This window comes from Erythrobacter sp. QSSC1-22B (assembly GCF_001678665.1).
Lineage (GTDB): Bacteria > Pseudomonadota > Alphaproteobacteria > Sphingomonadales > Sphingomonadaceae > Qipengyuania.
Genome location: NZ_LZRP01000005.1, coordinates 285,764 through 304,584, shown reverse-complemented (window position 1 = coordinate 304,584; position 18,821 = coordinate 285,764). Strand labels below are relative to the sequence as shown.

Sequence of the window (18,821 nt, the reverse complement as noted above, 5' to 3'; positions counted from 1 at the left end):
ACCCATGCCTGGATCTGAGGCGGCTGCGATTTGCATGCATCGCAGTGTGAAAGGAGCATGTCCCACGTCACGGGACAAAATGACAGGAACTTCAACTCCCAGGCAGCGAGATGGTGGCCATGACTTTGGTGGAACGTTGGCGCGTATCTTCTCACTCGGCTCTCGATGCTGCCGGCAGGAACCAGCAAGCCAAAGAAGTCACGCGCTCCGTTTTCCGCTTCTGGGTATTGCCGTGCGATCACCTCTCCTCTTGTCACACCCAGTGCTTCCGCGAGCACGCCGACGTCGATATCAGCGTCTTCAGATACCAATACCCGGTTACGATGCTTGAGCCCGACTTCTCGCAGGACGGTCCAACTGTTCGGCGCGCCTGAGGACTCGCAGGCGCGGGACACCCCACTTCGCAAGGACTCGCCGTGCTGGAAATTGAAGGGATCTCTCTCTTTGAACAGCAGACGGCGTGGGGCTTCGTCGGTCGAACGCTCCCTGCGCAGCAATTCCTGCGAGATGTCGGCCAGTGCCAGCATCAGGCTGCCTCGAGCAGAAGTCGCTCGAGCGGATTGGTATTACAGAGGCCGAGCGCAATGGACCAGTCGTCGATCGCGACGACGAGATCATCTACACAAATGCATTCGCGATCATCGTGGATCGAGATCCGCAATGCCTGCCTCACGACACTCATGAGCTGGCCGATAACTCCGTCGCATGCCTGCCAAAGTGCCAAGGCGAGGTCATCTTCCGCCAGACCCGCCGGTTCGGCCACTATTCCGATCCTGACCATCTCCTCATCGAGCTTGGACAGAAATCCAATCCAGAGGTCCCTGTCCTCGTCCTCCGCCCAGTCGAGGGCTCCGAGGCGACACGGCGCCATGGTCCGCATGAGAAACTCCTGGTCTCTGCTGACCATTTCATTAGCCTTCTCGGTCCCGAGCAGAATAATGCCTACGTGACCGCCGTTGAGCAGAGTCTTAAGCTCGGCGGTGAGACTCGGCCCGAAAGCCGATCCTTTCCCCGCTTCGTGGGCTTCGTCGATAATGACGAGTTCAGTTCCGGCATGCCTCATGGCTTCGCACGCCCTATCCCGCATAATTTCGAGATCCTTCGTCGCGGGAAATCCCTCACCTAGGACTTTCAACACTGCGCGATACATGTAGAGCGGCCCTCCCCCGCTCCCTAGACTGATGAGGGCAACAGGGCATTTCCCTTGCTCGGCCCCTTCGTTGGCTACGTCGGTGAAATTCTCAGCCGCCGTGGTCTTACCAGTGTGAGGCGGATCGAAGACGCACACTACCGTCTGCCGCCCGCCCTTCATTGATCTTCCGAGGTCCTGGGCCTCTTGAAAGGTCAGCATGGCTTCGAGTTGCCGCGGATAGGGCAGTCGGATGGTGTTAAATGCTGCCATCGCACGCGTTGCCGCCGTTGAGCGCATTGCCACCTTCTGATCACGCAGCGATCTGAAGGCGTCCTTAATTGCCGGCGAGATGACCACCTGTTCAAAATGCTCGTCATCCGTGCCTTGAGCGATGCTTTCGTTCTTATTGCTCATGACATTCCTTTCCATGTGATTCCTCTTCCGGAGGATCGGCGCGACGGAATTTCGCGCTGCGGCTTGGACGACCGGGCATTATTCAGGTCGCGACCACGGACCGGGACGCCCCGGTTTTTGGCGCGCTGCATCTGTGCCCATGTTTTGAGCGCCTGCTTAGTCGTCCTCTTAGGGCGCGGAGTGCGATCAGTGGCATCCTTGCGCCGGCTTCCCGCGAGGCCATTTCCGACAACGCACGTGTCGGGCGCGAAAGGGTGAACATCCTTTTCTTCAGTAGCCAGGGTTGCTTCGTCGTCTTCGGGCATAAGTTCCACGAAGCGCCTCAGGGACGCTGAAGTGGACTTGTCTGCCAGCGCCCGTCCGAGGAGCTTCCGGTTCTTTGCCGATGCCTTCTCGTTGACGTTAGCTATCATATCGAACAGCCTGGCGCGGAATACACTCTGCTCCTCTCTGGAACAGAATTCGTCAGCCTCGATGTTCGCCATCTCCATGCATTTCTTATGCAGCCAGACGGGGACGCCGTTCATGTCGGGATTGGCACAATCCAGCGTCACCCAGCGCTTGTCGTCGCCGAAGGGGATCCACAAATGGACCCGACCGATGTCATCGGGATCGTATTTAATCTTTCCTTTGCCGGAGAGCTTGCGGTGAGGATTCTGATTCCTGCGGGGCTGCTTGGGCGTGATGTCGCCATCCGGGATTCCACCACGCTCGAAGAGCCCAGCGATCTCGCCCATTTCGTTGCACGAATACCGATTGTGCATGAACACGACCCCGGTCGCGTAGACGGCCGCGTCGAACTTGACGCACCCCATGTTCCGGTCGAACTCATCGAGATCCTCGATTACGTTAGGCGCGCGTCTGGCAGTGGCTTTGCGCCACATGAGGAGAGGTTGCCGTTTCATAGTCCTTCGTGTCTCGAAATGTTGTATGTGAAGCAGGCGCGATCCAGCAGCTCTCGGGCCTGCGAGATCGTGCAGAGCACCTGCTTATCCGGATTGAACCCGAACTTACGCATGGTCGCGATATCGTAATTGTGGCTCGGCAATTTCTTGAAGAGCAACTGGAGGATCGTCCCAATGGTCCTCTCTATAAGAGCTTTGTGAGTGGGATGCTCTTTCCCAGTGAAGTTGACCTGGATGTATGCGTCCGCGCAGGCATCCTCGAAATGTCGGGAATGTGCGCCTGACGAGTTGTCGACCTTGATGCGGTCGGGACGAAGCCTAACATAGGGCAGGTCGGGGAATTTCTCGAGCAGATCCTTGGGAACTTCCTTGATTGAGTTCGCGTGCCTGACGGTTCGAAGGAGGGAGGCGCTGGACGCCGCCTCCGCGCACAAATCCCAGCCGACCAGTGCGGTCGTGCTGCACTCTGCCATCAGGGTCATCGTGGCCGATCCCATCCCTATCCCCGTGTCTTCGTCCACGAGGAAGACGTTGGGGACTGGGGTTTCGTCAGCTTCGCACAGCGAACCGAAAGCCGGGCGTTCACTGAAGCCCCCGCCGCCGTAGCGCGCACGCTGCCCGCGCAAGGTGGTCGCGAAACCGAAGAGTATCGGGGTCCGATGGTCCCCAACTCTCCGCCAAAAGGTGGTATAGCTGACCGGCTTGTAGGGCTCGGTAGGCTTTGGATATTCGGCGACGTCATTGCTGACGCTCCATACTCCGTCTCCGCCCTCAACGAGCATCGGACGGTCGAGCGGCTTGCCGTTGTTAACTTTCCACAGGTCGGCAACGTAGCGATCGTAGAAACTCTGGACCTGGCCAGTGTCGTTCGCAAGACATGCGGACATCATGGGATACAGCATCAGTTCGACAGGATGTCTGCTCACGATAGACCGCGCATAACGTCCGGCCATCGATACGCCGTCCCGCGGCTTGCGGCGCCCATGTTCGCCGCGTTCCCGCATCCATTCACGAACCGTTGTGGGATGGGGCACCCATCCGGTCGGATTGAGCGCGGCGATATCCGGCTCGGCGACGGCGCGACGGATGACCGGCAGCATCGCATCGTCTGACAGAGAATGGCAATTCTCGTCGCAGAACAGCGTGATCGCAACGCGCAAAGGCGACTTCGCATCCATCTTGCGGCACTGCTCGGCATCGAGCTCCATGCTACGTGCAAGACGACGACTCTCGTTGCTGGAAGGTTTCGCCCGGAAAAAAATGTCGTTCCCCGCGAAAATCGCATTCATGTCTGTGGTGGTCGGTTTGCGCGGGTGGCCGTCGTCGCCCTCTACCATGAAGTCGGGGTAATAAGCCCCGTAAGGCGCACGGTAAGTCACGACTTTATCCGGATCGACGCGCTCGAAATAATAGTCGCGGCACAGGATCTCGACGTGATCTCCCTTTTCCTGATGGTAAGCGAGCACCATCGTTATACTCCCAACGCCTCGAACCCTGGCAGCGTGCGCGGGCACGCTTTTCCGGTGGGAGTGAGGAGGACACGATCGTTGAACCGCGCGTCGAGATCGACAGTGAAGAGACCGCCGGCCAGAAGGCGTTCGACCACAGCGTCACCGTGTCGGCGATCGCCGGGAGCGAGGCGGCTGACGACTTCGCCCCATTCTATGGGACGCATTTGAGCCCGGATGACTTCGGCACCCGACATCTCGCTGCTCGTAAGTTCCATTGCGCGGCGACCGAAGATGTTGGCGACGTTATGCTCACGCCATTTGGAGCCACGGATATCCTCGAGATAGCGAATCGAGAGGTCCCAGTCGCAGCGACGGAGGAATTCCTTGACCCTCGCGAGCTTGACTTTGTCTTCGACGCTGAGATCATCCGGGGTGCGCTTGACCTCGACAATCTCGACTCGCCCATCGGGATGGAGGATCGCGAGGTCAGGGCGATAGGTGAAGTGCGGACCGCCAAAGGCAATGTCGAACCTGTAGGGATGACATTTGAAATTCGAAACGTTGCCGTCAATCTCGCACTGCATGGCGAGAAGCTCCTCCCCCCTGCCTTCCCCGACTTCGGTCATTCCTGTTTTAACCGAGGGCATGCGGAAGCGCAGGTGGAGCCCTCCCCTTGTAACGACAGGCTGTATTTCCCCGCCGTGACGGAAGACGACTATCCGTCCTAGAGGTGGATCGATGGGGTCACCGCTGCCTGCGGCAATGACCCGACGGCTGTCGGCTGCATGCTTCTCGTCGCAGAAGTCGGGAGTTGTCCTCGCCCGTTGCGGATGTTGCGTGCGGATCTTCACGATACGGGCCTCACAGCTGAAGGCTGCAGGCGCCACGACGTTGTCCGATTGAAACGGCCCTGAAAGCTAGATTCACCTCTGCCATCCCACCGACAGACCCCCTTGCGTCTTCCTGATCGACGGCACGGGCAAACGGCACTTTCCCGTGTGGCTACGCGGTCAGCAGAATTAGCGGCATCGGCACTGCTGCCGACACTCAGCCCCGTGGCCACTTCGTCGACTTTGATGGAGGTATCAGAGCCCCTCCCCTTTTCGCTTCTGTCCTCTTCGAATCCAAGCATCGCTTCGCTCCTTTGTGCGTTTGTATCTAGAAGGTGCGGCTTATAAGTCAAGAGTGGAATTCATTGCTATCTAGAAATCGATCCAGTAGCCTCCGATCGTGTCCATGAAAGCGCCTTCGATTTTGATGCTCGCCACAGCTCTACCGAGATGAGTGCCTCCACCGGACGGCTCACAGAATTTCTGAACAGCCTCTCCCAGGCAGAGCAAGACAGGTGGGATTCCCTTACGCCCTCGCGTCGACGCGACGCGGTGAAGCGTTTCGACCTTTTCGAGCTTTGGGCGAAGGGAGAGTTATCTGCGGATGAGGCAATCCGAAGATTCGGAAAGAGCCCAAGCCGGTTCTATCGACTTGCCGCGCAATGGAGGGAAAAACCTAATCTTGATGCGCTTGGGGTGGGGATACGCGCGCCTCGTTCCAAGACCCGGCAAGTTCCCGAGATCGTCAATGCTCTTCAAGCTAAAGTCGCCGAAGTCGTCCGTCTCAACGCAGATGCGAGTGTAAGTCGGCAAGCAACTCTTCTGCTCGAAGCTGCTGGATTTGGAAGCAAGAAGCCTATTGGCACAACCGCCCTGCGCAAGATAATCGAAACCGAGCGCTGGCGGGTTGATGCCACGGGCCGGGTGGGCCACCAGATATGTCTGGACTGCACTGCCATAAATTTGCCCCGATCTAATCGCCGACCTTACATACTGTATGTCATCATCGACGCCGGAACTGGGATCGTATTGGGGTTTTCTTTTGGTGCGACAGTAGATGTCCTGTCAGGTTATACTGCTGCCGCCTCCGACGCCTTGACGTGGATCGAGCGAAACACCTCAAAACTACCTTGGGCCCCGAAATTGACCCAGACAATCTTTGTCTCCGGACAAGATGGAGACGCATCGAAAGAGCTTGTCGAGTGGATGATAAAAGAAGAGGTCGGAGGTAATGTGCTGCGAGCCAGCGCCTCGCGTCGGTTCGGAAGTCAATTTCGAAAGATCATTGGAGAGAGGCTTGGACGGGTTCAAATTACACCTGCACGGACGCTCGAAGGCGAAGCACTTCCCGACAATGGCATTATGACCCCTTGGACAGATACTGAAGTTGAAGATGAACTCCGACGAACATTCGACGACCATAACGCCTCAGTAATATTCAATTTCACCCAATCGCTGGATTCAACAACTCCGGTCTCGCTGCTAAAATTCCTCGAAGAGCTGGCGCGCGCAAGAAGATCGATTTTGGGCTCGCCTTAGCCGCGGATCGGTTGCGCCGTTACTCACTGCCGTCAAAACACGATGCCCTGGGAGCGGGTCGCCGAGAGGAATGAGGAATGATTGGCGGTCTGCTATGTGCTCACAGTGACCATCCTGACAGCAAGGCGGCGTGTTTACTGTCGGACACCTTCAAGCGGCACTCGCACAGATTTTCGGCCTATGGGCATTTGGACGCACCCTTCCCACTTCCTGAGATCGAATAGACGGCCACCTCGCCTCGCTCGCCATTGTTTGCTGCGATGGCCTTTTCAATTACTGTCACAGCCGCGTCGCGAGTTATCGGTTTATCATGAATTCCCATGACGTATTTCGGCTTCGCAAGGGCGCTGCCCCTCCGGTAGACTGGTTGCAACTGCCCAAGTCTATCACCAAACGCCTGTGCGAGAATTCTCTGCATTGAGACCCGGCTGGGAATGATGTCGTTGTGTCCGCGCTCCGTTAAAGAAACGGAGCCGGCTGCGTAATCGGTCGAATCCATAAGCAGCTCCCGGGATTCGCCTTCCACATTCGACTGATCGAAAAGGTCACCAAGGAGTTGCGGGACAGACGAAGGAAGGGCTCGCTGCGTCGAGATCGAGTGAGCAACGATGGCCCGTTCGGGCAGTGCGACGGCCAAAAGTGCGCATGGCATAGTATTTACGGCGCTGTCCTGCAGCGGTAGATGAAACCACATCCTTCCGATAATCAGGCACGGCGGTCGATCAAACCGAAGATTTCCCTCGCGGCGTTCCTGTAGAATATAGTTGTAAATTGTCGGCTTCGACGGCGGATTGATGCCGATGTTTCTGCAAGCGGCTTCGATCATCGGTGCCACGTTGCTGATCTCCGCCCCCATTCCCGCCTTTGTGATTTCTTCGTGAGCTATTCTCTTCGCACGCTCGTCGATGCCATAGTCCCTTCGGGATGGTCCCGTTTTAGATTTGACCAACATGGTCGGATTGCGATGGTCACGCCATGCCTTGGCCAACCGGGTGAATTGCCACCGCGTCAGACCAAGCGAATTCGCGGCTGCGACAGTCTGCTTCCCACTTGGCCTTTCAATGTCGAGATAATCCTCGATGACGCTAACCCGGCGATGCACCTCGAGCAGACGCGTGGGTTCGACGCCGGAAAAATCCGGTTCGGTCATATTAAGTTCCTTTGATTTTGCTGGTTGGTAATGGTTGCGCTCGCGCAGCAGCGATGCGCGTTCTGGCCGCCGATGGCGCTCCGGCGAGGTTCCGGGGGACCAGTTCTAAACTCTTCGTGAACCTATCGATGCCTACGCTCGTGCTATGACGAAGAACGCGGATTCGATGGGAATTTCACACGGCGACCCGGTCGCGATGGCAGGCCGTCCGACTTTTTCCCAGCCACCAAACTCGGTCTATCTTTGTGATGCGGGCTGTCGGCCAAATCCGGGATGGCACCTTCCCGTGGTTTGGGATGGCCAGAAGTTCCTGAAGACGTATCCTTATCAAGGAACGAACCACCGCGCCTCGTATCAAGCGGTGAAAATCGCTTTGGAAGATGCTTACGTTCGTAAAGTTACGCACGTGGAGCTTCGGTTGACGTCGGACCTAATATACCGGCAAATCACGACAGGGGGATACTGTAAAAACCTCGATCTCAAGCATTTACGCGATCAGGCCTTTACTCTAGCTGATCGCATTACTCCCATTCGGCTTATTCTGATCGAGCAACCATTTAGGCTCGGGGGTCGGGCATTCGAAACGCGCGCTCGGCTGCGTGATTACGTGCTGGCGGCGTAACTGGCTTCTACTGCCCCGGGGCCTTCCGCCAAGGTCGTGCCTTCACCATCCGAATTGCCGCCTCGATCCGCGCCGTCTCCGATCCATCGTTGGATTCACGGGGCTCCAGGACAAGCGCAAGTTCGAGCATGCCAGGATCCTTTATGGGAAGGGCGAAGCTCTCGATCCAGCGGCCCGGCCCCATGCTGGTTGCCCCTGTGTCCGCCGAAAATACAAGCGCAGTGCGCACCAGCGATATCAGGTCGAGCGGAGCCAACGAACCACTGATGAGCTCGCCCGCATACTTAGGCTGACCGAGGACAATTTCGCCGTGAGGTTGTGTCCCCACGACCTCGAAAAAAGTGTATCGCGCATGGCAGAAGCCAGCGGGAATTCGCAGCCCGGGCAGCAGAGCAACTGCTTCAACGTCACTCTGGCTATCCCCCAGTCCGCGCAGTTTTTGCGCGAAATCCTGCAGAACCTGTAAATCGTGCGTGACGGCTGCATCCGATGCTCGATCGACGAGATCGGCCATTATAGTTGCGATCTCCTGGCTCAGAGTTTTCATAATTTTTTCCTTCCCGCTGTTAATTCAATATCTTTTTTAATCTTATTAGAAATGACTCCTCAGCTTCTCCCAGTCACCGTTCGGATAAAAGAATTGTTGGGTTGGACGCTCGTATTAGAACACGTTTTTTGCTCGGCTCCACTCCCGGTTTGTGAAAACGCAATTGCTGCTTCTTTCAGGAGTCCTAATCGCTCAGCCTGACGGGAAATCGCCGTCTGGTCGGATGAGATATTCTATGCGAAGGTCGTTGATGGACGTGGGCGCTTCGGTAAGAGGTTTGAATGTCGGGATTTCTCCTATTAGCCGCTTTGATCGTTCCTGGTGGGCAGACCTTCGTCTGCACACCGGAAGCGGTTTGGGACGGCGATGGTCCGGTCTGGTGTGCCGAGGGACCGCGTATTCGGCTTGCGGGCATCGCGGCGCGCGAGGTGGACGGTTCGTGTTCCGCTGGTCATCCCTGCCCTGATGCCGATCCAATCACGGCTCGCGACTCTTTGGTCGAGCTAATTGGCCGTCCCATTGGCGTTGGGCGTCACGGGCACGTCTTGGTGGGCGGTCCTTCGATGCGATGCGTTTCGACCGGTTCCGCAGGGGGCAACCGGACAGGCGCGTGGTGCGTCTCGCCGAAGTCCGGCGATATATCTTGCGCCATGGTCCGTAATGGTTGGGCGGCGCGCTGGGATCGGTATTGGGGGAATCACGAATGTCGTTGAGAGACTGGAGCGATCGCGCCGAGCATCGGCGGAGCTGGCTTGTAAAGTTCGAATTCGCACTTTTAGGTGCCTTCGGGATGATCGCGCTTTCGCTGGCAGCACTCTCGCTCCTTTGGCCCGGCGCCGCTTCCGCGCATCCCGGCGGCTTGGCGGCGGATGGGTGTCACAACGATCGGAAGAACGGTGGCCGCCATTGCCACCGTGCGTCCGCTTCGCAGCAACGCGAGCGGCGGTCGGCTCATGGGGATGTCTATTATGCGAATTGCGCTGCTGCTCGCGCGGCAGGCGCGGCCCCGGTCAGACGCGGCGATCCAGGCTATGCCCCGCATCTTGATCGCGACAATGACGGCGTCGGGTGTGAGTAGGCGATGCCGTTCTACATTCTCGACTTTCAGACGGTTTTAATCGGTTGGCGGGCGGAACTGTGGGATTGTTCTCATTCCGCCACTAAGGTTGCCGCAGGGCGGTGTGATGTTTGGGGGATGCCGTCGAGTGCTTGACGAACTGCTTATTGCGAACACGGCCACCTATTCACCTGATGGCCAGAACCTCCATGATCTGAAGCAGGTCAACTTCGTCTACGGGTCTAATGGTTCGGGAAAGACCACGCTCAGCCGTGCTTTGGCCGATCCCGGCGGACACCCGCGGTGTTCAGCCACTTGGCGAGACGGTGACGCGTTGGAGTGCCTAGTCTACAACAGCGATTTCACCCGCGAGAATTTCGCCGAAGCGACGGTGCCTGGGATTTTTACGCTGGGTCGCGACAATGTCGAGACGCGCGAGCAGATTGCGCGGATCAAGGAGGATATAGATACGCTGGAAACGGCGATCCGTGGTCTCAAGCGCACCCGCGAAGGTGAGGACGGCACCGGTGGCAAGCGATGCGACCTGAAGGAGCTGCGACGCGCCTTTGAAGAGACGTGTTGGGGCTACAAGGTGGCCCATGATGAGCATTTCGCCGATGCGTTCGAAGGTGTCCGGTCGAACAAGGTCAGGTTTTGCGATCGGTTGCTGGCCGAACACGGCACGAACAGGGAAACGGTCTATCCTTTCGACGCCTTGAAGAAGCGCGCGGCGAGAGTGTTCGACGAGAGTGTCGAGACGATCCCGGTTTTGCCCATGATCATGTTTGACGACCTTATCGGCTCGGAAAGCGAGCCGGTGCTTGCAATGGCGGTCGTCGGAAGGGAGGGCATCGACATCGGCGGCCTGATAAGCAGGCTCGGCAACAGTGATTGGGTAAAACGGGGCCTGGCTTACATGCCCGATACCCATTCCGAATGCCCGTTCTGCCAACAAACCGTCCCGCCCGATCTTGTCAGTGAATTGAATGCGTATTTCGACGAGACCTACATGTCGCAGATCGCCGAGATCGATCGGATTCGTGCCGTATATCGAACTGCTGGTGCAGCAATCGCAGCACGGCTTGACGAATTGCTGGAACAGAACAGCCCCTATCTCGACAATGATTCCTTGCGAGCCGAGGCTGATCGGCTGTCCGACCGGCAGGAACTCAACGCACGTCAGCTGGACCGAAAGCTGAAGGAAGCTAGTTCTCCGGTTGCCCTCCAGAGCATCGCTCCGGTAGCCGAAGCAATCCAGGCACTGATCGACGACGCGAATAGGCGGACTCGGGAGCACAACCAGACGGTAGAAAATCTTGACGCGGAGCGGACCAGATTAAAGGCCGAGATTTGGAAGGCGCTGCTGCACGATGGGGCTGCAGCGATCGATCTGTATCTTGAGCAGAAACGCAATCTGGATGCCGCCGTGAGCGGCATCGATGCCGGCCTGGCCAGCAAAGGGCAGGCACTACGGGCCAAGGAACGCGACTTGGCGGAACTCGAAAGCCAAGTGACCAGTGTCGAGCCGACAGTAACGAAGATCAACGACACCCTCGCCTCGTTCGGCTTCACTAATTTTCGATTGGCTACTGCTCCTGACAAGGCCGGTTTCTACCGCTGTGTTCGGGATAATGGCACCGATGTGGGCCGCACATTAAGCGAGGGGGAGAAGGGGTTCGTCACCTTCCTCTATTTTTTCAGCCGTATCAAAGGTAGCCTCTCACAGACCGGAATGAACGAGGATCGGCTCGTGGTGTTGGACGATCCTGTATCGAGCTTCGACAGCGATGTCTTGTTCGTCGTCAGCGCGATGATCCGCAGTTTGATAGACGAGGCCTGCCGTGGCCATGATCAGGTAAAGCAGGTCCTCATCCTCACGCACAACATCTATTTCCATAAGGAAGTATCTCTCGATCATAAGCAGACGTTCTGGATCGTGCGGAAAACACGCGGGATATCCGAGATAACCGGCTTCGAGCGCAATCCGATCCGCAGTTCCTACGAACTGCTTTGGGAAGAGGTGCGCACGCCCTCGCTCAACATCGTGACCATTCAGAACACCCTGCGCCGCATCCTGGAGAACTACTTCACGATCTTCGGCGGGGTGGACCGTGACGATATCGTGAAGCACTTCGAGGGGGACGAGAAATTGATCTGCGCATCGCTTTTCTCATGGATCAATGCCGGGTCGCACTCCATCATGGATGATCTGTCGGTTGCAACAGACGAAGGCACCGCACGCAGGTATCTGGAAGTGTTCGAGAAGATCTTCGTCAAAACAGATCATGCCGCACACTACAGGATGATGACTGAACGGCCTGAATGATCGGCTACGGTTGCATCCCTTGTTTCATTTGCCCTCGCATCCCGAACCCTCATCGGCTATTTCTGTGCAGGACGTCGCGCCTTTCGGCGTCGCACTCTGGGGAACCGGTTCGCGAGGAGAACAAAGCCCGACAAGGCGATTACCGTGCCGCCAGTGCCGAACAGGAGCAGCCACCAGCTATTGATCCGGTCGCGCTCGGTCCAGTCCATGATGTGCAACCCCCAGATGAAATCGAAGAAGCGCCACGTATCGCTCCTCGCCGCTAAGGTCGTCCCGCTTGAGGCATCAATATAGAGCCTTGTCTGGTCTTCATCGGAGAAGGTGACTTGCCACGCTGGGAACGGGGCTCGAAACTCAGTTCCGATCGGATCCTCGACCAGCTTTGCCCCGGCAATCGATGTCTCCGGCCCGGTCCAAGCGGCAAGTGCGACGGCCTCGGCATCCGCGCGTGACAGCGGGGATATCTTATTCCCGGTATCAGCCCGGTGCAGTGTGGTCGAGCCATCCTCTCGTTCGACCTGGACGACCGGATGCCCGGCAACCGACTTCGTCGTCAGGGCTACGATACCTCGCCGGTCGGTCAACCACTGCGGTGCTGGAAAGTCCGAAACCAATGGTTTGGCTTGCCGCGATATGACGTGCTCGGAGCGCACCTGCTCGATTTTGAGGAACGACATGATCGCGCCCGTGGCCATCCAGAGCAGGACTTGCACGCCGATGAACAGTGCGAGCCACTTGTGGAGCTTGCTGCCGAATACATGCAGGCGATGCTTGCGAGACGGAATTCGTTGCGCCGAGGGCTCTCCCACGGTATGCGCCTAGCCGCGCGGCGCGCGCGACGACGAATGGTATTGGACGATCTTCCACCCATCGGCGTCATGCGAAAGGACCGAAGTCGCAACGCCCTCGCGTTCAATTACGCGGCCATCCGCCAGCTCGATTCGGTAGATGTAGGTTTCACGTCCGTATGCCATATGCCCCATCCGGGTGATCTCGACTGTCGGCTCCCGGAAAGTGAAGTTAGTGATCGCGCCTAGTTCAGGCCCGAGATGATGCTCCATGTAGTGCGTAAAACTGCCTTCGGGCTTCCCGTTTTCAAAAACATGTGAATCATCTGCGAACAGGGCAGTCATCGCCTCCGCGTCGCGCTCTGTCAGCGCTACCCGATAGGCGATCAGCGCAGCCTGAGCGCCTGCGATGTCCTGGTTCATGGCCGCCATGTGGTCTGCATGATTCATATCCCGCGCGGGATGATCCATGGGCATGGCGGCCGAGTGACCCGCATGCGCCGAATGATCCACGGTCTGTGCCATCGTCGGGACTGCAGCACTTGCGAGGCCTGCAGCAATCAAGCTGCGAACAATAATGATGTGCATCGAACTTTCCTTTTCCTCAAAACCAGAACCGTATGCCGACGACGTAATTCGTGACGCTAGGGTCTTCACCCTCGGCGCGCGCGTAATCAGCGCTCTGGCCGATGCGCCATTCCTGATCGACCCCGATATAGGGTGCGAACTCGCGTGCGAAGTGGTAGCGTAAACGCAGGCCAGCCTCGACCGAATCTAGGCCCGCTCCGATCCCCAGTTCGGGGACGTCTTGCGCCGAAAACGAGGCTTCCACACGAGGCTGCAATATCAGACGCTGCGTAATCCGCTGATCCAGTTCGGCCTCAACGCGCGCAGTCAGGTCTCCCCTGTCCGACAGGAAAGCAGCCGCATCTATCTCGAAGAGATAAGGGGCAAGACCCTGGATACCGACCACGGCATAGGTGCGATCCATCGGGACGAAGTCCTGTCGGATACCGGCTTGGAGGTCGAAGAATGGCGCAATCGCACGACTGTAGAGCGCCTGGACCTCGGCACTCTCGATCTCTTCGCCGAAGCTTCCTTCGCCTTCCGATTTGAACCAGAACTTGTCGAGATCACCGCCGTAATAGCCCTGCAAATCCCACAAATATCCGTCTTCGCCTTCACGCGCGCGGTATTCCATCCGGTCGCCCTGCACCCAATAGTAGAGGATGTCGCCCAGTTCGGACGGGAGACCGTCGCGGCTCGCGCGCATCGCGTCCGCGCCCCAGATCGCATCGGCGGCGCGCGGTGGGCCGGAGCCTGCCCCGGGCGGCGGCGGAGCGAAGGGGATCTCGGCAGCGCCGGGTTGCTCCATCGCTCCGTGATCCATTTGCGAATGGTCCATGCCCTGCATTCGGCTGTGGTCCATCTGCGAATGATCCATAGCGCCGTGATCCATAGTGCCGTGATCCATCGCCTGAGGTGTGTCAGGGGCCATCTCTTTCATCCGGTCATGGTCCATCCGGTCATGGTCCATGCCTTCCATCTGGCCGTGGTCCATCTGTGAATGGTCCATCGCCTTGTGATCCATTTCCGCGGGGCCACCGGGTTCGCACTGCCCCTCAGGCACGGGATGACCCATTGCGCGGTGGCGCTCGGCCTCCTTCTGGCAATCCGTCTCTGCGGATTTCGTGGCAGGTTCATGTTCGGCGTGGCCAGCGTGATCCTGTGCGAAGGCGGGCGCAGCGGTGGTCAGCAGCAGCGTGAAGAGCACAGTTCTCATCGATCGCTCCCCACGCGCGGTTCCTCGGCTTCCTCGCCCCTAGGCGCGACCGTTACGATCTGAAACATGCCTGAGTGCATGTGGTAGAGAAGGTGGCAGTGGAACGCCCAGTCGCCTTCTTCATTCGCGGTGAGGTCGAAGGTGGCGCTGCCGCCCGGCTGGACGATCACGACGTTCTTCAAGGGCTGGTGTTCCGCCGGTGCTCCATTGACCAGCTCGAAGAAGTGGCCGTGGAGGTGGATCGGATGCGCCATCATGGTGTCATTGACCAGCCTCACCCGAACCCGCTCATTATAGGCGAAGCGGATCGGGTCGTCGGTGACGGCGGAGAATTTCTTGCCGTCGAATGACCACATATAACGTTCCATATTGCCGGTGAGGTGGATCTCCATCTGCCGCGAGGGTGTGCGGGCGTAGCGATTGGCTTCCAGCGCCACGAGATCATTATAGGTGAGCACCCGGTGCGGCACCTTGTCGAGACCAATGCCCGGATCGCCCATTCGGTCGACCGGGTTCATCGACACCATGTCGATGCCCGGCCCGACGTGAACGTCAGGCGGCAGGAGCGAGGTATCGCGCATGTTCATGTCGCCCATCGCTGCTGCACTCATCATCTCGGGCGTGGATGTCTGGGCCGGAACCGTCTCGTGCCCCATCGCCGAATGGTCCACCATGCTCTGATCTGTTCCAGCCGTGGCGCTGCTGCCATGATCCATACCGCCATGGTCCATTCCAGCCATGCCCATCGCCGCCATCGTCAGCAGCGGCGGTTCGCGCAACGCGGGAACGGCTGCGCGCGCGCCGGGACGGCTGACGAGATGTGCCAGCGCCATCCCTGAACGGTCCATGCTCTCGGCCACCACCGCCATCGCTTCGCCAGTCGGCTCGACGAGAAAATCGTAGGTTTCTGCCGTGCCTATCTGGAATTCGTCGACTTCGACCGGGCGCACCGCGATCCCGTCGGCGGCAACGATCGTCAGCTTCGCGCCCGGGATGCGGATGTTGAAAAAGCTCATCGCGCTGCCGTTCATCACCCGAAAGCGCACGCGTTCGCCGGGGCGGAACAGATACTCCAGCCCTTCTTCCGGCCCCATGCCGTTGGCGAGGTAGGTGTATGTCGAGCCGGACACATCGGTAATGTCGGTCGGCATCATGCGCATTTTGGCCCACATCCGCCGTTCCTCGCCGGTCAGGTCGTAATCGTCCGTCCAGCTGCGCTGCTGCATATTGAAATAAGCCTCGCCCTTTTTGAGCTTATCCATAATCGTATGACTATGCAGCGGCGTAAACTCTGAAAGGAGGAGCACGTAGTCTCGGTCAGCCTGGATCGGGTCGGGCTCCGCAGGATCGACTACCAGCGGGCCGTAATGTCCGGATTGCTCCTGCAGCCCGGAGTGCGAGTGCCACCAGTAGGTGCCCGACTGCCGAATGGCGGGCAGGTCGTAGACGAATGTCTCGCCGGGTCGGATGCCGGGGAAGCTGACGCCGGGCACACCGTCGAACTGGAACGGGACCAGCAGGCCGTGCCAATGGACAGAGGTATCTTCCTGAAGGGCGTTGGTGACATGGATCCGGACCGGCTCCCCTTCCCTCAGGCGAACCAGCGGCCCAGGGATCGTGCCATTGACCGCCACTGCGTGGCCGCGGCGACCCTGCACGACCCGCATGCCCTCGCCCACGGTCAGGCGAATGTCGCGGCCGGAGACCTCGTCGAAACCGGTGCGGATTATCCCACCATGTTGCAGCGACGCACCGCGCGCCCAGGCTGGGACTGCAGCACTCGCACCCAGCAGGCCGCCAGTCGCGACACTCGAGCCGAGGAAACTTCGGCGATTCATTGCCTGCATCAAAATGATCCTGCTTGTCCGGGGTTTATCCAGTCTTACGCGCCCCAAAGCCCTTTCCCTCATTCGAACAGGATTTTTTCCCTCAACCTCTTGCGCGCCCGATACACCAGTGCCTCGAGCGCCTTTTCGGAGATGCCGAGCAGGACAGCTGCTTCGTTCTGGCTTTGCCCGTCGATAGCCACGAGGATTAGCGCTTCACGCAACCGCAGAGGCAGGCGCTGGATTTCAGCGTGGGTCTTCTGCAGGAGCTGTCGGTCAACAGCCTCGGCTTCCGGCGATGGCGACAGGTCGACGGCGAGTTCGGGCATTGCAACCGTTCCGAAACCCAAAAACCGAGCAGCCTTCTTGCGCCGCAGCTTGTCGCGGCACTTGTTGAGCGTGATCGTCGTTAGAAATGGCAATATAGGCCGTGTAGGGTCTATCTGAGCGCGAGCGATCCATGCCGACGCGAGCGCGTTCTGCACTGCGTCTTCGGCCTCATCACGAACACCCAGCATCCGCTGCGCTGTCGACATCAAGACAGGGATGAGCGGCTCTACGAGCTGCGTGAATGCGCGGCGGTCGCCGGCGACGACCTTGGTGACGAGATTTTGGTCGTAACTGTCGGACTGCCCCTGCACCCTGCGATTATTCCGGCGGGGAGCCGGTCAGAGCCCGGGCCACCTGTCGATCGAATTGGCGTTGCTGCTCTTCGTCTAGGATCCTGCGCATGGCGAACACATGCCGAACACTCGCCTTTTGCAATTCCCCCATGCTGGCATGCACCTTGTCGATGGCAGCACTTACCTCGGGGCCGTATTCATGTTCGCTGTTCATCGCGGCCGCGAGATCGGCATTTGCGCGCCGCACCGCGAACTCACGTTGGGCGTTCTCAATGGCATGCCGCTCCTCGAGCTGATCAATCTGGTTTTCTTGCTCCGCAGTGAGCTCGAGCTGTTCATGGACGAATTCGTGGAGACCGCCAGGCTGGGCTGGCGTGAACCATCGCTCGGCAGCGATAGCGCCAAGGCTTCCGGCCAGCGCGGCGAGTAGGATAGCCACCGCGATCTGAAGCTTCACGTTCTTCATCGATTGACGTGAAGCAGCGCGGATGGAGAGAGGCGCGCCTCATTGAGCAGCGGGTAGTTTCGATCCTGGGCGTAGACCGGCGTTTGAACCGTGAATGCCCCCGCGCTCAATCCAACGGCGAACAAGCCAATGAACAGCGCACTGCGCACGGTCCTTTCCCGCCGCGCGTTAATGTCACCGACCCGCTCCCACACGCCTTCCATGAAATCGGTGGACACCTCAGACGGCGGACCTCCGGCAAGTGCTTCCAGGATTGGTTCCAAATGCTGGTTCATCGGTTCGGCTCGATCCTTCACTGATTGGTCGTCACATTCATTACGCGCGATTGACCCGCTTCCCTTATTAAATTTCTGATGAGGGAAGAGAGGTTGGGCTGCGTAATGGGCAGCATAGGTCTCGTTAACGAGCTGTGAAAAGGGGCATCCTCTAGTATGAAAGCCGTCAATATGCTGCTGCTTGTCTGCGCAGGATTTCTCGTGGGCGGCCCAGCCTATGCCCATGGCGATGAGACGCACGGCGGCGAAGCAAGCGCCATCATTGGTGCGCAAGACAGCGAGAATACCCCGATGGCAGGCCCAGGTCAGCCTACATCAACCTCCTCCTCGGAGGCCGCCCAGCCATCCACCGACCATGACGCGTCTGTCAGGGACCATGAGAGTGGCAGCAACAACGGCGGTTTCGTGAGTCTTCTCGAACAGCTGCATCCCGCGACGGTTCATTTCCCGATCGCCCTGTTCCTGATGGCGGCGTTAGCCGAACTCTTCGTCATGGTGGGCAGAGGCGGCAGCATGGAACCGGCCATTCGCGTCATGATTTACGGCGGCGCGGCAGGAGCCGTCCTGGCTGCTCTGTTCGGTTGGATCCACACCGGTCTCTGGTTCGGAGGCGACATGGCAATGCAATTGCATCGCTGGAACGGGATGCTGATCGTTGTGATCGGAATTGCACTTGCTGCACATGTCCGCAGCTCGCGCGAACGCAGGACAATCCTGCGCGCTGGCTTGTTCACCACGGCCACTCTGATCTTATTCCAGGGCTACCTGGGCGGCGAGCTCGCCCATGGGCCCAATCATCTTGGCCTCTCGTGGGCCTGAAGGAGAACGTGATGTATCGCTCTACACGCCTCAGACGGGCAGGAACTTTGCTGCTGGGGACGGCGCTGGCCGGCCTGGCAGCGTGCGATCGACAGGCCGAGCCGGTTTCGCTGGACGATGACTCCGGATCCGCCGGGGCTACGGTATCGACTTCAGCGCCGACGACGCAGCGACCCACCGAGCAGCCCGACGAGGCGAGTTCCGTCGGTGCGCCCGCCGTCGAGGCGCCAGAGCCTGAGCGAGGGAGCGCACGTCCGGCCCCGGTTAG

20 protein-coding genes are annotated in these 18,821 nt (G+C 58.8%); 6 read left to right on the top strand and 14 right to left on the bottom strand.

Annotated features, from left to right (window positions below; translation table 11 throughout):
* From A9995_RS16705 to A9995_RS10525, 5 genes are all read right to left on the bottom strand, one after another.
* Window positions 1–527, bottom strand: a 527-nt coding sequence (locus tag A9995_RS16705; RefSeq protein WP_145916905.1) for a TniQ family protein, incomplete at its 3' end; no start/stop codon positions are given.
* Complete coding sequence (locus A9995_RS10540; protein WP_168157385.1) at window positions 527–1,546, bottom strand: ATP-binding protein; 1,020 nt, start codon at window positions 1,544–1,546, stop codon at window positions 527–529. The genes A9995_RS10540 and A9995_RS16705, both read right to left, overlap by 1 nt.
* On the bottom strand, window positions 1,543–2,430 hold the full coding sequence (locus A9995_RS10535) for a hypothetical protein (protein WP_145916904.1): 888 nt from the start codon (window positions 2,428–2,430) through the stop codon (window positions 1,543–1,545). Before A9995_RS10535 ends, A9995_RS10540 begins: the two co-directional genes overlap by 4 nt.
* A 17-nt stretch (window positions 2,431–2,447) precedes the next feature.
* Window positions 2,448–3,920 carry a DDE-type integrase/transposase/recombinase gene (locus A9995_RS10530; RefSeq protein WP_067612565.1) on the bottom strand — a complete coding sequence of 491 codons (1,473 nt, stop codon included), beginning with the start codon at window positions 3,918–3,920 and terminating at the stop codon, window positions 2,448–2,450.
* A gap of 2 nt (window positions 3,921–3,922) precedes the next feature.
* A complete protein-coding gene (locus A9995_RS10525; protein WP_145916903.1) occupies window positions 3,923–4,753 on the bottom strand; it encodes a hypothetical protein in 831 nt (276 codons plus the stop codon).
* 429 nt (window positions 4,754–5,182) lie between these two features.
* Here A9995_RS10525 and A9995_RS16700 point away from each other — a divergent pair, with 429 nt between their 5' ends.
* Window positions 5,183–6,271, top strand: coding sequence for a hypothetical protein (locus A9995_RS16700; protein WP_233998171.1), 1,089 nt, complete (start codon window positions 5,183–5,185; stop codon window positions 6,269–6,271).
* 178 nt (window positions 6,272–6,449) lie between these two features.
* Here the strand turns inward: A9995_RS16700 and A9995_RS10515 are convergent, their stop codons facing one another.
* On the bottom strand, window positions 6,450–7,421 hold the full coding sequence (locus A9995_RS10515; protein ID WP_067612558.1) for a hypothetical protein: 972 nt from the start codon (window positions 7,419–7,421) through the stop codon (window positions 6,450–6,452).
* Window positions 7,422–7,566: 145 nt separating this feature from the next.
* Here A9995_RS10515 and A9995_RS10510 point away from each other — a divergent pair, with 145 nt between their 5' ends.
* The gene (locus A9995_RS10510) at window positions 7,567–8,043 is read left to right on the top strand and encodes a hypothetical protein (protein WP_145916901.1); all 477 of its coding nucleotides are present in this window, start codon (window positions 7,567–7,569) and stop codon (window positions 8,041–8,043) included.
* Window positions 8,044–8,050: 7 nt separating this feature from the next.
* Here the strand turns inward: A9995_RS10510 and A9995_RS10505 are convergent, their stop codons facing one another.
* Complete coding sequence (locus tag A9995_RS10505) at window positions 8,051–8,557, bottom strand: hypothetical protein (RefSeq protein WP_145916900.1); 507 nt, start codon at window positions 8,555–8,557, stop codon at window positions 8,051–8,053.
* Window positions 8,558–8,871: 314 nt separating this feature from the next.
* On the opposite strand from A9995_RS10505, the gene A9995_RS17385 reads away from it, so the two are divergent.
* From A9995_RS17385 to A9995_RS10495, 3 genes are all read left to right on the top strand, one after another.
* A complete protein-coding gene (locus tag A9995_RS17385) occupies window positions 8,872–9,303 on the top strand; it encodes a hypothetical protein (RefSeq protein WP_082992636.1) in 432 nt (143 codons plus the stop codon).
* Entirely contained in the window at window positions 9,294–9,668 is a 375-nt protein-coding gene (locus A9995_RS10500; protein ID WP_199797255.1) for an excalibur calcium-binding domain-containing protein, read from the top strand. The genes A9995_RS17385 and A9995_RS10500 overlap by 10 nt, the downstream gene beginning before the upstream one ends.
* A 127-nt stretch (window positions 9,669–9,795) precedes the next feature.
* The gene (locus A9995_RS10495; RefSeq protein ID WP_067612546.1) at window positions 9,796–11,973 is read left to right on the top strand and encodes an AAA family ATPase; all 2,178 of its coding nucleotides are present in this window, start codon (window positions 9,796–9,798) and stop codon (window positions 11,971–11,973) included.
* A 56-nt stretch (window positions 11,974–12,029) separates the two neighbouring features.
* On the opposite strand, the gene A9995_RS10490 is transcribed toward A9995_RS10495, so the two are convergent.
* Genes A9995_RS10490 through A9995_RS10460 form a run of 7 tightly spaced genes read right to left on the bottom strand, consistent with a single transcriptional unit; the run spans window position 12,030 to window position 17,734 of the window.
* Complete coding sequence (locus tag A9995_RS10490) at window positions 12,030–12,782, bottom strand: PepSY domain-containing protein (RefSeq protein WP_233998170.1); 753 nt, start codon at window positions 12,780–12,782, stop codon at window positions 12,030–12,032.
* Between the two features lie 9 nt (window positions 12,783–12,791).
* On the bottom strand, window positions 12,792–13,349 hold the full coding sequence (locus A9995_RS10485) for a nuclear transport factor 2 family protein (RefSeq protein WP_233998169.1): 558 nt from the start codon (window positions 13,347–13,349) through the stop codon (window positions 12,792–12,794).
* A gap of 16 nt (window positions 13,350–13,365) precedes the next feature.
* Window positions 13,366–14,544, bottom strand: a complete 1,179-nt coding sequence (locus A9995_RS10480) for a copper resistance protein B (protein ID WP_067612544.1) — start codon at window positions 14,542–14,544, stop codon at window positions 13,366–13,368.
* Entirely contained in the window at window positions 14,541–16,391 is a 1,851-nt protein-coding gene (locus A9995_RS10475; RefSeq protein WP_067612542.1) for a copper resistance system multicopper oxidase, read from the bottom strand. Before A9995_RS10475 ends, A9995_RS10480 begins: the two co-directional genes overlap by 4 nt.
* A 59-nt stretch (window positions 16,392–16,450) precedes the next feature.
* Complete coding sequence (locus A9995_RS10470) at window positions 16,451–17,011, bottom strand: RNA polymerase sigma factor (protein ID WP_067612536.1); 561 nt, start codon at window positions 17,009–17,011, stop codon at window positions 16,451–16,453.
* A 7-nt stretch (window positions 17,012–17,018) separates the two neighbouring features.
* Complete coding sequence (locus A9995_RS10465) at window positions 17,019–17,459, bottom strand: Spy/CpxP family protein refolding chaperone (RefSeq protein WP_067612534.1); 441 nt, start codon at window positions 17,457–17,459, stop codon at window positions 17,019–17,021.
* Window positions 17,456–17,734, bottom strand: coding sequence for a hypothetical protein (locus tag A9995_RS10460; protein WP_067612530.1), 279 nt, complete (start codon window positions 17,732–17,734; stop codon window positions 17,456–17,458). Before A9995_RS10460 ends, A9995_RS10465 begins: the two co-directional genes overlap by 4 nt.
* Window positions 17,735–17,890: 156 nt before the next feature.
* On the opposite strand from A9995_RS10460, the gene A9995_RS10455 reads away from it, so the two are divergent.
* A complete protein-coding gene (locus tag A9995_RS10455; RefSeq protein WP_067612526.1) occupies window positions 17,891–18,553 on the top strand; it encodes a DUF2231 domain-containing protein in 663 nt (220 codons plus the stop codon).
* Window positions 18,554–18,821: the final 268 nt, after the last annotated feature.